Raw genomic sequence first — 13,342 nt, forward strand, 5'->3', positions numbered from 1 at the left:
CGGTGATCACACATCCGCCACGGCAGGAGGGGCTGCGTCCCCCGTGGCACCGTCACTGTCGCGGCGGTCCGCCCATGGCTCCGTCCGTGATCCACGGGACCGAACTCAGGGGTGCATGACGATCTTCCCCACGTGCCTCCTGCGGGAGAGTTCTTCCTGCGCCCGAGCGGCCTGGTCCAGCGGGAAGGCCGCGGCGATGACGGGTTCGACCCCGGCCCGACGAGCCAGGTCCATGAGGAGGCCGAAGTGGGTGGGTGTATGCATCGCGGACCCGATCACCTGGGCGTTGTGCAGATAGAGACGGCGCACGTCAAAGGTCACACCGTAACCACCGAGTGCCCCGGCGACGACCCACCGGCCCCCTTCGCGCAGCAGCGGCATCCCCTCGCCGACCAGTTCGCCGGCCACGATGTCGAGTGCGACGTCGATACCCCCCGGGGCGGCAGTGCGGATCTGCTCGGTGACATCTCCTGCGCGGTCGATGACTGCGTGCGCGCCCGCTTCGCGCACCGCATCGATCTTGGGTCCGCTGCTGATGGCGATCACCCTTGCGCCGCGGGCACGGGCGATCTGCACCAGCGCGAGACCGACACCACCGGACGCTCCCGAGACCAGGGCGGTTTCTCCCTTCCGCAGCCGGCCTCGCTCGATCATGCCCAGTGCCGTGCCGTAGGCGGTCGGCAACGCCGCGAGCTGGTCGTCGGTGAGCGGGGATTGCGTCACGTCGTGCACACGCTTGGCCGGCGCTGTCACGTACTCGGCGTATCCGCCGTCGCGTTCGCTCCCCATCAGGCCCACCGGGTTGGCGTGCGGCCCTTCGGTGTCGTAGATCGCGGGGTCGACGACCACTCGGCGTCCGACGAGGCTCCCCTCCACTCCGGACCCGACGGCCACGACGCGGCCGGCCACGTCGGCGCCCTGGATACGCGGGAAGTCGACCGGGCCCCGCCAGCCCGACAACGCCTTCGGGTCTCCCGGACGGCCGTAGGCGCCCTCCCGGGTCCACAGGTCGGTGTTGTTCAGGGCCACCGCGGCGACCCGGACCAGCACCTCCCCTGCCCGCGGGGCGGGGACGGCGACCTCCGCCGGCTCAAGAACCTCCGGCCCTCCGTGCCCCGTGATGCGCACCGCTCGCATGAACTGGGACGCACTCATCACGTGAACCTCCTCGCAGGTATACTGATCTGTATACATCTCTCACCGTACACCGATCAGTGAAGGAGGCCCGACGTGCAGGAAGCGCGGCCCATGACGCCGGCCGGCCGCCGCATCGTGGCAGCCGCCGAGGAGTTGTTCTACAACCGCGGAATCACAGCGGTCGGCGTGGATCTGATCGCTGAGCACTCAGGGGTGACCAAGCGGACCCTGTACAACCAGTTCGGTTCGAAAGACCATCTCGTGGCGATCTACCTCACGGGCCGCGACCAGCGCTGGCGGTCGCTCGTCCGCGCCGCCGTCGACGCCAGTGACACTCCCGCCGAGGCCGTCACCGCACCCTTCGAGGCGCTGCGGACCTGGAGCGAAACCCACACCCGCGGATGCGCCTTCATCAACGCACTCGCCGAACTCCCGGACCCCTCGCATCCCGCACACCGCATCGCCGCGAACCAGAAGCTCTGGCTGCTGAACCTGTTCAAGGAACTCGCCACCGCAGCGGGCTGTTCGCGCCCGGCCGCCCTCGCCACCCAGCTCCTCGTGCTGCATGAGGGTGCTGTCGCCACGCAGCCCCTGTCCATCGACAGCCTTCCGGAGAGCACCGACCTGGCACGGGCCCTGGTTCACGCCAGCGCATCACCCCGCCGCTGACCACGCCCTTCAGCTGAGGCTGCTGGATGGCAGAGCGGGACCGCGTGAAGCGGTTCATCGGCCCGGACCGGAAGGCAGGAGGAAGCACTGCAGGTGCTCTGCGAGCAGCGCGGCTGCGACACCGGGGAGCTGTACGCCGCTCTGGTCGCGGACGTTCAGCGGATCAAGCAGGCCCGGCTGAACTACATCGCGGCCCTGGAGCTGGTCGGACAGCTTCCCCAGCTCTTCCTGGGAGCCTGAATGGCCGGGAGTCTGTGGTGGCCCCGCCCCCGGCAGGTGACCTGCCGGTGTCGGAACTGCGTCCGAGAGAGTCAGCCGAGCCAGACGATGTCCATGACGGACAGACGCCGGGTGAGCCGGTTGATGACGTAGACGACGGATAGCTGCCCGACAGAGGCGGCGTGGACGTCTTCACCTTCAGGGTCGCCGGTGTTCCACTGGGGCCAGCCCCACGGCGAGCGCACCGCGATGTCGAGGATGTCGCGAACCATTTCGGTTGCGGGCACGGGGAGTTCGGTGAGGGCTTTCGCGGCCTGCGGGGAAAGCCGCACCGTCCAGGGGGCCTCGGTCACCGAGCAGCGAGGGTGTCGGCGAGGTCGACGAAGCCGCTCTCGTCCCTGCCGGAGTCCATGTACGCGTCGACGGCCGGGGCTGGCGGCGACGCGCAGCTGCCAAGCGCGGACGACGTCGTGCAACGGCGTGAGGCTGTAGCTGTGGCGGGAGTCCTCCAGGGCCTTCGCCCAATCCCGCTCGAAGGCCGGCACCCAGGTGTGACTGAGCGTTCTACTTGGCCAGTATGAGCGCACGCCACCGTCTTCGACGGCAACCTGGCTCGGGCCCCGAAGCTGATGTAACTCTCGCCCGCATCCCTGCGCACGGCGAGAAGGTTCTGATGCCCGCAGGTGGTCGGTGATCTCGCGGCTGGAACGGTGGTCAGCGTCTCTGACAGCCCCCGAGGGCGCTTCGTCGTATCGCATGATCACCGTCGGCGCCTGCGCGCGGTCGTTCGCTGCCGTCTGGACCGTCGTGAAGGCGGCGGACGCGCAGGGTCGTACCGGGCGGTGGTCGTCGGACCTCCTGGAGAGAGAACGAGCAATGCCTGAGGTCACCACACCGTACGCAACCGGCACGCCCTACTGGGTCGATCTGATGGCGGAGGACCAGCAGGCCGCTTGGCGGGCGGCTTCTTCGCGGTCCTCTTGGCCGTGGCCTTCTTCGAGGGCCCAGCGGCTCGATCGGGTGAACCTCGTGCTCCATGAGTTGTGGTGACGTCCCGCCGGTAGGCCCGGGAATCGGGGGTGCGGCGTCATCGGGCGGGTTTCACGCCCGTTCTGGGGGTATGCCGGTGTCTTCTAGGGTGCGGATCATGAACATTCCTACCGAGCCGATCGGCAGCCTTCCCCGTCCGCACGCACTGGTGCAGGCGTACAACGACCACGCCCAAGGACGACTCAGCGAGGCGGAGTTGGCGCGCGTCCAGGACGACGCCGTCGCGAGCACCCTGTCCCGGCTGGCGGAGCTGGGCAGCCCGGTTCTGGTCGACGGTGACCAGCGCAAGCCAAGTTCGCTCACCTACCCCCTCACCGGCCTGGCGGGCCTCGGCACCGACGGCGCCGTCATCCCGTTCGCCGACGGGCACACCCGGCAGCTGCCGGTCCTGACCGGCGGACCGTTCCGCTACCAGGTGCGGGCCGACACCTACCTCCGCGCCGCCCGCACCCGCACCGACCTCCCGGTCAAGCAGGCCGTGGTCGCACCCTCGGCCCTCAGCCTGCTCTACCCGGCCGGCGGCATCGCCGGATACTCCCGCGAGGCGTTCCTCGCCGACCTCGCCGACGAGGCCGAGGCCGAGATCCGCGGATGCCTCGACGCGGGCGCCCACCGCGTGCAGTTGGACTTCACCGAGGGCCGGCTGTCGTTGAAGCTCGACCCCTCCGGCGCTCTCCTCGACGACTTCGTCGCCCTCAACAACAACGTCCTGGGCCGGTTCACCGCCGACGAGCAGGCCCGCATCGGCGTGCACACCGACCCCGGAGCCGACCAGGACTCCACCCACAGCCTCGACGTCGAGTACACCGAACTGCTGCCCAGGCTGTTCCAGCTCACGGTCGGCAACTTCTACCTCGCCCTGTCCGGCGAGCCCGACCGCGAGCGCGTCCTGAAGACCGCCGCCGCCTACCTGCCGTCCGGTGCGCGCGTGTTCGTTGGCGTCACCGACCCGATCGACCCCCGCGTCGAGACCCGCGAGGAGGTACGCGACCGCGTCCTGGAGGCCGCCCGCCACATCCCGCTCGACCAGCTGGGCACCTGCGACGACGCCGGCTTCGCCCCCTTCGCCGACGACACCTCCACCTCGCGGGACACGGCCTTCGCCAAGATCGAGGTCCGCCTGCGCGGCACCGAACTCGCCGCCCAGGACCTCGGCCTGTAGGCGTCGCCCATTCGCGGAGCAGGTCAGCGGCCGTCACTCGGATCGTTGTCAGGTTGACGACCTTCGGTTTCGTCCGGATCGGGGAGCGGCTCAGGTTGCAGGGGATGCGGTTCGTCTCGGATTCGACGCCGTTGGACCGCATGCCGCCAAAGGCCGAAGTCGACACCAGCGTCGACACCCCGACGCCGTCAGTGGATCCCATGAATTCTCCAATTCCTTCTGGGCGTATCCCCCTCAGGCGAGGAGCGGCACCTTGCCGACGCCGTACAGCCCGATGCTCCCGGCCGGGTCAGCCCAAGATCCGCAGAATGCCGAAGCTCAGGACAAGATCACTCGCGGGTGGTATCGCCCCGTTCGTTCAATGGTGATGCCACGGTCGCGAGGCTGTCCGGTATCGACCGACGATCAAGGCGTACGCCACCGCCTTCGACGGCAACCTCGGAAGCTACGACAAGGACATCGCGCCGAAGCTGGCCGACCTCGGAACCGCGAACCCTCACCCCTCACCGCCCGGCGTCACGGACCGGCAGGGCAAAGTGTCCTGTCCCATTCCATCTGCCGAGCGGCGAGGCCCTGACCTGCAGTGCTGCCAGATAGTTCGGCCAGGCGACATTGTGCCGTTCTCAGTTGAGTTGGCTTTCACGGAAGTCGTCTCTGGGGTTTGTTAGTGGCCAGTTGAGATTCCCCACTGGCGGCCAGATAGCGGGGGCCTATCTGGCCGCCAATCACCACTCTGCGTAAACAACCCGGGCGTGGTTTTGGCCGCCCGATTCGCCAACCGCGAGTTGATCACCAGGCTCAACCGGCCAGACCACTCGTGAGCTACACCTGCTGCACACACGAGACGATCTTGGGACCGCCCTGACCAGGGAGAGTGCCCCACGCAATCGGCCATGATCAACTTAACTCCGAGGGAATCGGGCCAGTGATGGTCGGCGACGGACGAGCGGCTGGTCGCGTGTTCGCCGCGAGCTCTGGGACGGCACCCGCGACGAACTCAACCTCCCTGGACCTGGACCTGGACCTCCTGCGAGGGATAGGCGAAACGTCCCCGCTGCTCGTGATGGCTAAGGAGGTAGCCGTGGGCTACGAGTCGTCTTCGGGGCTCGGTTCGTCCTCGAGGACTGGCCCGGGACCGAAATCGTTAGGGAGTTCGCTTTCGACGGAGTGGAAGGTGATCCCGGCACGCAAGCGGGGATCGCGGCGGGTGTCCTCGCTCTCGGGATCCAGGAGGCTCTCGGGATCCAGGAGGAAGGCGCTTTCGGTATCCAGGGCGTAGGAGCCGTCGGCGTACTGAACCTCCTCGACGCCGGTGACGGCGTCGAGGCCGGCGGCCAGCGTGCCACTGCCCGAGGTGCCCCAACTCACCTCGGTGATGGCGACGGTGATCATGGATTCCCGGTCGGGGTCGATGACGGCCACGTCCAGGTCGACGGTGGTGACGCCTGGCTCGATCTGGACGGTGTAGGTGGCGGACTTGCTGTTGGCAGGGTTCCCAACGTCGGAGAATGTCGCCTTGATATCCGCGATGACCTGCCCGTCCAGGGATCCGCCGGAGACCACCAGTACCTGCTTATCGGGGACCTGATGGTAGGTATCACCTGCCTCATACCCTGCGACGTGTACCCGCGCGCGGTGAGCGCCCAATGTCTTGCGCTGCATACCTTCACGGGCCACCGTGGCCGTCACCGTCGGGACCGGCCCGTCGGGGGTGCCTTCGACGAACTCCTGCCTGACCGACACGACGGTGACATCGCTGTAGGAGACGGAATAGGTGTTGCCGAGCGTGTCCTGCTCCTGCACGAACTCTCCCTGGAATGGGGGGGCATGGATCGGCCTGGGTGTAACGACACAGGAAACTGCCGCACCCAGCGCCGACGTAGATTCTCCCCAAAGTCCTGGCGCATTGCACAAGATCGACAAATCCCGTGCCGCTGAGGCCGCCGTGCACGACATGATCGACGGCCCTCCCTCGGAAACTGCGAGATAAGTCCGGACAGATCCGGCCGCCGCCGTTCGGATCTACTTCGTAGGGCACACGTCAGAGTGATCCGGTCCTGTGATCTTCAACCGGACGGGCAGGGGAGATCACGAATGCCCGATCGAGCGCCTCCAGACAGGTTACTGAGAGTGGTCAACTAACTGGCCGTACGTGGGTAATTCCCACTGGCGCTTATGGCGGGTAGGAAGCGGTGAACCGTACGGAGCAGGGCTCAAACCCCACGATCGAAGCAAGATCCAATGCGAACCGGTTCCGGCACACCGTCGGTACCCAGTTCGCTGAGCGCGGCGCGAAGCTCCACACCATCATGAAGGTGCTCGGCCACACCTCGATCAGCATGGCCCTGGTGTATGCGCAGGTCAGTGACCAGGAAGTACTGCGCGACTACAGAGCCGTGCTCGGCCCCGGCGCCACGATCGCTGGGGCCGGCCGCCGACGAACTGCGCAACGGCTCGCTGCCGGACACCGCGGTCGACTGGCTCACGACGAACTTCTTCAAGACCGAACTCGAACTCGGCCGCTGCCTCCGCCTCCCCGCCGAAGGCCCCTGTGAATGCGACCTCTACCTGACCTGCGCGAAGTTCGTCACCACGCCCGAGTACGCACCACGTCTGCGGGCCCGACGTGAAGTCGAGCAGACTCTCGCTCTCGACGCCGCCCAACGCGGCTGGGAGCGCGAGGTCGAACGACACCGCTGCACGAGCGACCGTATCGACAAGCTTCTCGCGGACCTCGGTCAACCCGCCCATCCGGAAAAGGAAGCCGAGAACGCCAGCCCGTGACTGCTACCTGGGGGCTATGGCTATCGGACCGGTCCTTGCTCATCGACCAGCACCGTGGGCGGAGACAAGAACACGTCCGCTTCCACCGGTCCGTAAGCGATGTTGAAGGTGTCGAGCCAGTACGACCAGCCCCGCACTCCCGCCGCGCTGCTGAAACGGTAGTTGAGCTGCCAGCGGACCCACTGACCGGGAACAAGCCGTATGGCCGGGGGCCGTCGTGGCCGAGGAGGTATGGCAAAGAGAGGCTGGACCCGGGGAAGGACTCGCAACCGCCCCTTGTCTTCGAGGAGCTGGACGTCGACCTTGCGCAGGTCTTCCTGGCCGTCGAAGGGGTCGAAGCCGTCGCTCTCATGCATGCGGACCACGTGCGCGACCGCGGGCGACATAGGCGGGACGCGAAAGCCGACCGGGACGGCGTTCCTGCGAGCCGCGGCCTCGCCTCCACGAGACTGCTTCGTCCAAGACGTCCGTATCCATTGAACGGTGACCTCCACAACACTTCCCCCCTGCCACCTCATCGAAAGCCTCACCTTATGTCCGCACGGCCTGACGACGCCTCGAAGGAAGATCAACTTGAACTGTCCACATAAACAGCGACATCGTGTTCGGGCTGCTGACCCTGGCCGGGTTCGCCTACGCCCCGCAGCTCGCGGACCTGCCGGACCAGATGATGCAGCCCCCAGTGGCCCCGGCCCCGCCGCCCACTGTGATAAACGAACTGAGAGTACTGAGAGCGCTGTCGAAGTCGAACATCCCGGTGGAGTCGGTGTTGTTGATAGATCGTCGCCGGCGTAGGCGTAGCGGTTTCCGTTGGCGGGGTTGGCGAGGAAGGTGAGGGCGTCTGTGTGGTGAAGCGGCCGGTGGTGGGGTCGTACCAGCGTTGGCCGTATTTGATGTAGCCGGTGGTGCGGTCGTAGGTGCCGCCGACGTATCGATAGGGGTTCTGTATGGCTGCGGTGCCGCTGGCCTGGTCGGTCTGGGCGCCGTAGGGGTCGTAGGAGTAGACGGCGGACTGGACGGTGGACTGGTTGATGAACTGCACGGGGCTGCCGAGGCCGTCGATGATGTAGTACGCCTCGTAACCGTTGGTGGTGCGCAGCGACAACGGCTGACCGGTGGTGGGTCGTGGTCGATGTAGGCGGTCCCAGTGTCGAGCTTGACCTGTTCGATGACGGGCTGGCCGTACTGGTCGGTGGTGCCGTAGACGTAGTCGACGTTCTCACCGGTGTCAGCGCGTGGGTGCGGTGGCGGGTCCTTGGTCGGCCCAGACGCGGCTGATGCGGCCGGACTTGTCGTAGTCCTGGTGGACGTGGGCCTTGAAGATGGTGTGGGAGTTGTTGGTGCCGTACCAGGTGTCGGTGCGCCGGCCGCGGTCGTCGTAGGCGAAGCCGATCTTCGTCTGGGTGGACGGTGCGTCGGTGATCGCCTGGGTCAGCTTGTCGCCGTTGTCGTACGCGTATGTGGTCGTGCCGCGGGCGTCGGTGACGGAGGTCTGGTTGCCGTTCTTGTCGTAGGTGTAGGCGTAGGCGTAGGAGATCGTCCCGCCGTCTGAGGTAGCTGTACGCGACGTCAGCTTGCCGAGATCGTCGTAGCCGTAGGTGGTGGTGCCGGTCCCGTCGGTCCGCGTCCTGGTGCGGCCGAAGCTGTCGTAGACATAGATGACGTCCGGGGTGCTGTCGGAGTAGTCGACCTTGGTGATGCGGTCCGCGTCGAAGGCACTTCCCCGTCCCCGGCCACCAACCGGCCTCACGTCAGCCGAACGGCGAGGCCAGGGCTTGCAGAGGAACACGTCGCGCACTCTCGCTCCCGACCCCGCAGTTCACGCACGGTGTTCGACAGCACGGTGTTCGACAGCACGGTGTTCCTCTGCGCGCCCCTGGTTCCGCGAGCCTGGTTCCGCGAGGGTCAGCGATAGCAGGTGGTCACGAGGACCGTGTCACCGGCGTGGACGACCGTCGGGGCATGCGGCGAGAGCGAGACCACCGCGTCCTCCGGCTTCTGGCAGTCCGCCTTCTGGACCCGGGTGAACGTGGGCGTGAGGCCGAAATGGACGAGCGTCACCCTGGCCCTCGCCGCACTCACCCCGGCCAGCCGCTCCGTGGTGGTCCCACCGTCGCTGGTGCGGACGAGCAAGGTGGTGCCGTCGGCGGCGGCGGTGGTCGCGGCGGCCGGCCGCGCGGTGTCCGAACCGCTGCCAACGGCGCCGACCGCCAGGGCGGTGCCCGCACCGGCCACGACGAGGGCGGTGGCGATGCCCGCGATGGCCGTGGCCCGCTTGCGACGAGCCCCGCGCGCGATGGTGGCCGTGTCGAAGTGCGGCGTCCGGGTGCTGTTGACGAAGTCGTTCATGGCACTCACCAGTTCCTGCTCGAAGGAGGTGCAGCCGGAAGGCGGCGAATCAGGTGAACTCATCGGGTTCCTTCCGTGGGCTGCGGTGTTGAAGGGTTGGAGAGTGCGGGGAACTGGCCTCTGAGCTTGTCCATACCGCGAGCGAGCTGGGACCGCACGGTGCTCGGCGAGATCTTCAGGTCGGCCGCTATCTCGTCGTCCGACAGGTCATGGAAGTACCGCAGTACCACGACCGTCCGCATCCGCATCGGCAGACCCTGGAGAGCCCGGACCAGCTGGTCCCTCGTGTCGACCCGCCCGTACTGGTCCCCGGGGGCGGCACGGTCGCCGCCGTCCTGATGCGGGACCGTGCGACGGAACCTCCGCCACCGGTCGTTGGCCAGGTTCACCATGATCCGCCGCACGTACGCCTCCGGAGAGTCCTTGGCGGCGATGGTGCGCCACTTGCGGCAGGCCCGCTCCAGGGTCTCCTGGACCAGGTCCTCCGCGGCCTCGTGATTCCCCGTCAAGACGAGGGCACCTCGGAACAGTACGGCTGACCGGGCCACGACGAAGCCATCGAAGTCGTCCTGCGACTCCACAGGCCCGGCCTTGCTGATTCCGGTACGGACATCGTGCTCGGTTGCCAGGTCCACATCCCCATCCCTTCCTGTCACCCCTCCACGACGGGAAAGCGGCCCCGATTGCTGCACGCGCATCGTGAGACCTGAGTCACACGGCTGACCCGTCCGGCAGAAGGGGCGGAAGCCGCAGCGGATCGCGCGGCGGGGCAGCATCAAATCGGCCGGACGACGCTGCTTCGCCGGGCGCACGGAGCGGCCGCACGCGAGTTCGTCGGCCGCACCGTGTGGCAGAACGCCCCTGCGGCATACCGGGACGCAAGATGAGGGCCTGCGAACGCACGTCCCTGCCCCCTGCCGGGAGAGGAACCGCATGACCGGGCATCCGGAAACCCTGGCCGAGGCCGTCGGCGGGACCGACGCTCTCCGACGGCTGAGCGCCACCTTCTACGAGAGCGTCCTGGCCGACCCCCTGCTCGCGCCGGTCTTCGTCGATTTCACCCCTGCCCACACCGAACACGTAGCCATCTGGCTCGCCGAGATCTTCGGCGGGCCCACCCGCTTCACCGACGAACTCGGCGGCCACCAGGCTCTGTTGCGCGCCCACCTCGGGCTGTCGATCACAGAGGAGCAGCGTCTTCGCTGGATGGAGCTCATGACGAGTGCCGTCAGCAGGGAGCTTCCGGACGACGAGCTTCTGCGCCGCCGCGTCATGGAGTACTTCGACTGGGGCACCCGGATCGCCCGGGATGTTTCCGCCGGCCCGGTGGGTGAGGATCTCGGCGACCCGGGCCCGACTCCCCGCTGGGGCTGGAACGGGCTCATCACGGACGGCGAGCGGCCCTGATGCGGGTCCCGTACCGATGCTCTGTGAGCGAGGTCATGGCTGGATATCGTCCCTCCCGGCGCCATGGACGGGCCTTCGGGCACGTCGGCACGGCCAAGGGGCCAGGCCCGGGTCATCAGCCCGGGTCATCGACGGTCCAGTGGGCCTCTTCCGGTGCCGGGAAGCGGAGGAGCGGCTGAATCGTCGCCCCGGCCACACCTCACCGGTGCACCTCGACGTGACCGTGTGACGAGCCCGAAGTGCCGGGACGGCCGGTCTTCGTGTGCCCAGAGCCACGGAAGACAGGCCCGGTGCCGTGGTCGTCAAGGGAGCAGAAAGAGCCAGGACGGAGTGGTGGGGTAGCGGAGAAGTTGGCTGTACGCCGACAATGCGGTCACCCTTCGCCGTCCGGGGCCACCCGCTCCCGGGCCGAACCGAGAGGACCGACCATCACCATGCGCAAGCCTCTCCTCGCCACCCTCACCGCCGTCGCCCTCGGTGCCGCCGCCCTGGCGGCCACCACGGGCACGGCGGCCGCAGCGCCCGACCGCGCGGGCGGGACGACCCCCGCCGCTGTGACGGCCGCCGCGCACCCCGGCAGTACGCCCGCCTCGGTGAAAGCCACCTCGTTCGCCGGCACCGTGGCGCTCAGCAACTGCTCGGGCTCCCTGGTTCGCATGCCGAACTCGCAGGCGACGGACCCGGGTCTGGTCATGACGAACGGCCACTGCCTCGAAACCGGCTTCCCGAGCGCGGGCCAGGTCATCACCAACCAGTCGTCCACCCGCAGCTTCACACTGCTCAACGCCTCGGCCGGCACCGCCGGAACGCTCAAGGCGGACAAGGTCGTCTACGCGACGATGACCGACACGGACGTCACGCTCTACCACCTGACCAAGACCTACGCCCAGATACAGCAGTCCACGGGAATCGCGCCGCTGACGCTGTCCGCGGCCCACCCGGTGCAAGGACACGCGATCGACGTGGTCTCCGGTTACTGGAAGCGGGTCTACTCCTGCTCCGTCGACGGGTTCGCCTACCGCGTGAAGGAGGACCAGTGGACATGGAAGGATTCCGTCCGCTACACCCCGCAGTGCCAGGTCATCGGGGGCACCTCGGGTTCCCCGGTCATCGACACGACGACCGGACAGGTCACCGCGATCAACAACACCATCAACGAGAGCGGTGAAAGCTGCACCCTCGACAACCCCTGTGAGGTGAACGAGCAGGGGACCGTCACCGTCCGCAAGGGGATCGGATACGCCGAGGAGACCTACGGCATCCCCGCCTGCTTCACGACGGGCAACAAGCTCAACCTGTCGGCTGCGGGCTGCACGCTCCCGAAGCCGAAAGCCGTAACCGCACGCTGAGTTGACGCGTGAGGGGGCAAGGGGAGCCCGTCCGCACCCGGGCACTCCGGGCCCCCTCGCCTCTCGCGCAGCGCCGCGTCCGTGTCCGTGTCCGTGTCCCAGTCCACCAGGCCCTCGATGGAGTGCAGCCCCGCCGACTGCCGCACACCCGGCATCTTCGCCGTGCAGGCCTCGACCAGTGCACGCCACCGCGGTCTGCCGCCGCCCGACCGGGCGGCGACGTGCTCCTGCCCCGGCGCCATTCGCCCGCCGCGGTGTCTGCTCAGGTGCCGCCCGCCGTCCTCCTGGGGCTATCGGCGAGCCTGGGCGCGGGGGCCTGACGGGGCGGCGGGGGCGGGGGCAGTTCCGCGTGGTGGACAGCAAGGCCACCGTCGGTGACCGGCGCGAAGGGCGCAGGGGCCATGCAGGTGCCTACGTTCGCCTGGACGGCCTGCCCCTGTGCGTCGGTTTCGAAATCCACCGCCCAGGAGAATCCGAGACGGTCCCCTCGACGGCCGGAGTCGAGGACACTGATGCCGCTCCGCTTGCCGATCCAGTCGGCGGCATCAGGTGTGGCCTCGGTGACGACCGCAGTGAACGTCGCGGTCCTCCCTCCCGTGATCAGACAGTCCACGTCGCCCTTGATCCGAGAGGTCCGTCCGGTGTGGGTCATCCGGTGAGTGATGTCGATGCTTCCCCGCGCATCAGTGGGCATCCCCCGGGGCAGGCCCGGCTGGGGCCGTGAGTACGGGGCGGCCCGCGCGTCGAAGGTGAAGCGGATCTCGTCGTCCGGTGCGTAGGTGTAGAAGATACGGACCGCGCCCTTCGCACGCGCCGTCCCGGCTGCTGACGTCTGATGGGTCCGGGGCGCAGCGTATGAGACCGGTGAGGCCGGAGCGGGGCAGTACAGGGTGGCCAGAACAGCCGTTGCGGTGAGCGCCGGAACGCGGCGCAGACCGGCGCGGACAGCGGTGACGGGCATGAGCTGAATGATCTTCTTCATGCTCCGGCCAACGACGGGCGTCCGTCGTCGTCACGTGACGCTGGACCGAATGCGACCGCCTGAACGAAGACGCCGGGAAGGCCGGTGTCCGACGGCTCACCCGGAACCGGTCACCGGCAAAACGGCACAACGGCACAACGGCACAACCGATCCGCCGGGCCGGCCCACCGGCAGCAGACCTCCCGGCACTCGCAACGGGAGCCGGCCGAGCCCGAGGTCCGCGGTCAGGTCAGC

14 protein-coding genes and 3 pseudogenes are annotated in these 13,342 nt (G+C 68.0%); 7 read left to right on the forward strand and 10 right to left on the reverse strand.

Annotated features, from left to right (window positions below; all coding sequences use genetic code 11):
- Positions 1-105: 105 nt before the first annotated feature.
- Entirely contained in the window at positions 106-1,155 is a 1,050-nt protein-coding gene (locus tag OG285_RS37720; RefSeq protein WP_331760382.1) for a zinc-binding dehydrogenase, read from the reverse strand.
- Positions 1,156-1,248: 93 nt separating this feature from the next.
- Between OG285_RS37720 and OG285_RS37725 the strand changes: the two genes are divergently transcribed.
- Both OG285_RS37725 and OG285_RS37730 read left to right on the forward strand, forming a co-directional pair.
- Positions 1,249-1,806 carry a TetR/AcrR family transcriptional regulator gene (locus OG285_RS37725; RefSeq protein WP_331760383.1) on the forward strand — a complete coding sequence of 186 codons (558 nt, stop codon included), beginning with the start codon at positions 1,249-1,251 and terminating at the stop codon, positions 1,804-1,806.
- Between the two features lie 93 nt (positions 1,807-1,899).
- Positions 1,900-2,046, forward strand: coding sequence for a hypothetical protein (locus OG285_RS37730; protein WP_331760384.1), 147 nt, complete (start codon positions 1,900-1,902; stop codon positions 2,044-2,046).
- A 71-nt stretch (positions 2,047-2,117) separates the two neighbouring features.
- On the opposite strand, the gene OG285_RS37735 is transcribed toward OG285_RS37730, so the two are convergent.
- Positions 2,118-2,378 (reverse strand): hypothetical protein, encoded by a 261-nt coding sequence (locus tag OG285_RS37735; protein ID WP_331760385.1) that lies wholly within the window; start codon positions 2,376-2,378, stop codon positions 2,118-2,120.
- 84 nt (positions 2,379-2,462) lie between these two features.
- Positions 2,463-2,783 (reverse strand): annotated as a pseudogene (locus tag OG285_RS37740) (DUF6247 family protein); the annotation flags it as partial.
- 389 nt (positions 2,784-3,172) lie between these two features.
- Here OG285_RS37740 and OG285_RS37745 point away from each other — a divergent pair.
- Entirely contained in the window at positions 3,173-4,237 is a 1,065-nt protein-coding gene (locus OG285_RS37745) for a cobalamin-independent methionine synthase II family protein (RefSeq protein WP_331760386.1), read from the forward strand.
- A gap of 1,086 nt (positions 4,238-5,323) precedes the next feature.
- Here OG285_RS37745 and OG285_RS37750 read toward each other — a convergent pair.
- Positions 5,324-6,040 (reverse strand): hypothetical protein, encoded by a 717-nt coding sequence (locus OG285_RS37750; protein ID WP_331760387.1) that lies wholly within the window; start codon positions 6,038-6,040, stop codon positions 5,324-5,326.
- Between the two features lie 389 nt (positions 6,041-6,429).
- Between OG285_RS37750 and OG285_RS37755 the strand changes: the two are divergent.
- A pseudogene (locus OG285_RS37755) lies at positions 6,430-6,549 on the forward strand (hypothetical protein); the annotation flags it as partial.
- 52 nt (positions 6,550-6,601) lie between these two features.
- Positions 6,602-7,021, forward strand: coding sequence for a hypothetical protein (locus OG285_RS37760; protein ID WP_371793757.1), 420 nt, complete (start codon positions 6,602-6,604; stop codon positions 7,019-7,021).
- A gap of 20 nt (positions 7,022-7,041) precedes the next feature.
- On the opposite strand, the gene OG285_RS37765 is transcribed toward OG285_RS37760, so the two are convergent.
- The 5 genes and pseudogenes from OG285_RS37765 to OG285_RS37785 form a co-directional block, all read right to left on the reverse strand.
- Entirely contained in the window at positions 7,042-7,515 is a 474-nt protein-coding gene (locus tag OG285_RS37765) for a hypothetical protein (protein WP_331760388.1), read from the reverse strand.
- A gap of 401 nt (positions 7,516-7,916) precedes the next feature.
- Positions 7,917-8,063 (reverse strand): annotated as a pseudogene (locus tag OG285_RS37770) (hypothetical protein); the annotation flags it as partial.
- 186 nt (positions 8,064-8,249) lie between these two features.
- Complete coding sequence (locus OG285_RS37775) at positions 8,250-8,819, reverse strand: RHS repeat domain-containing protein (protein ID WP_371793736.1); 570 nt, start codon at positions 8,817-8,819, stop codon at positions 8,250-8,252.
- A gap of 107 nt (positions 8,820-8,926) precedes the next feature.
- Positions 8,927-9,433: a hypothetical protein gene (locus OG285_RS37780; RefSeq protein ID WP_331760391.1), complete on the reverse strand. Its 507-nt coding sequence runs from the start codon at positions 9,431-9,433 to the stop codon at positions 8,927-8,929.
- Positions 9,430-10,005, reverse strand: coding sequence for a SigE family RNA polymerase sigma factor (locus tag OG285_RS37785; protein ID WP_371793737.1), 576 nt, complete (start codon positions 10,003-10,005; stop codon positions 9,430-9,432). Before OG285_RS37785 ends, OG285_RS37780 begins: the two co-directional genes overlap by 4 nt.
- Positions 10,006-10,303: 298 nt before the next feature.
- Here OG285_RS37785 and OG285_RS37790 point away from each other — a divergent pair, with 298 nt between their 5' ends.
- The gene (locus OG285_RS37790) at positions 10,304-10,777 is read left to right on the forward strand and encodes a group II truncated hemoglobin (protein ID WP_331760393.1); all 474 of its coding nucleotides are present in this window, start codon (positions 10,304-10,306) and stop codon (positions 10,775-10,777) included.
- A gap of 434 nt (positions 10,778-11,211) precedes the next feature.
- Positions 11,212-12,126 (forward strand): trypsin-like peptidase domain-containing protein, encoded by a 915-nt coding sequence (locus tag OG285_RS37795; RefSeq protein WP_331760394.1) that lies wholly within the window; start codon positions 11,212-11,214, stop codon positions 12,124-12,126.
- A 262-nt stretch (positions 12,127-12,388) separates the two neighbouring features.
- Here OG285_RS37795 and OG285_RS37800 read toward each other — a convergent pair whose 3' ends face one another.
- Positions 12,389-13,087 (reverse strand): hypothetical protein, encoded by a 699-nt coding sequence (locus OG285_RS37800; RefSeq protein WP_371793738.1) that lies wholly within the window; start codon positions 13,085-13,087, stop codon positions 12,389-12,391.
- Positions 13,088-13,342 lie beyond the last annotated feature (255 nt).

The organism is Streptomyces sp. NBC_01471, from assembly GCF_041438865.1.
GTDB lineage: Bacteria > Actinomycetota > Actinomycetes > Streptomycetales > Streptomycetaceae > Streptomyces.

Excerpts from the sequence above, each read along its gene's own strand:
- OG285_RS37720 (WP_331760382.1), bottom strand. The coding sequence starts at position 1,155 with ATGAGTGCGTCCCAGTTCATGCGAGCGGTGCGCATCACGGGGCACGGA.
- OG285_RS37725 (WP_331760383.1), top strand. The coding sequence starts at position 1,249 with ATGACGCCGGCCGGCCGCCGCATCGTGGCAGCCGCCGAGGAGTTGTTC.
- OG285_RS37745 (WP_331760386.1), top strand. The coding sequence starts at position 3,173 with ATGAACATTCCTACCGAGCCGATCGGCAGCCTTCCCCGTCCGCACGCA.
- OG285_RS37780 (WP_331760391.1), bottom strand. The coding sequence starts at position 9,433 with ATGAGTTCACCTGATTCGCCGCCTTCCGGCTGCACCTCCTTCGAGCAG.
- OG285_RS37790 (WP_331760393.1), top strand. The coding sequence starts at position 10,304 with ATGACCGGGCATCCGGAAACCCTGGCCGAGGCCGTCGGCGGGACCGAC.
- OG285_RS37795 (WP_331760394.1), top strand. The coding sequence starts at position 11,212 with ATGCGCAAGCCTCTCCTCGCCACCCTCACCGCCGTCGCCCTCGGTGCC.
- OG285_RS37800 (WP_371793738.1), bottom strand. The coding sequence starts at position 13,087 with ATGCCCGTCACCGCTGTCCGCGCCGGTCTGCGCCGCGTTCCGGCGCTC.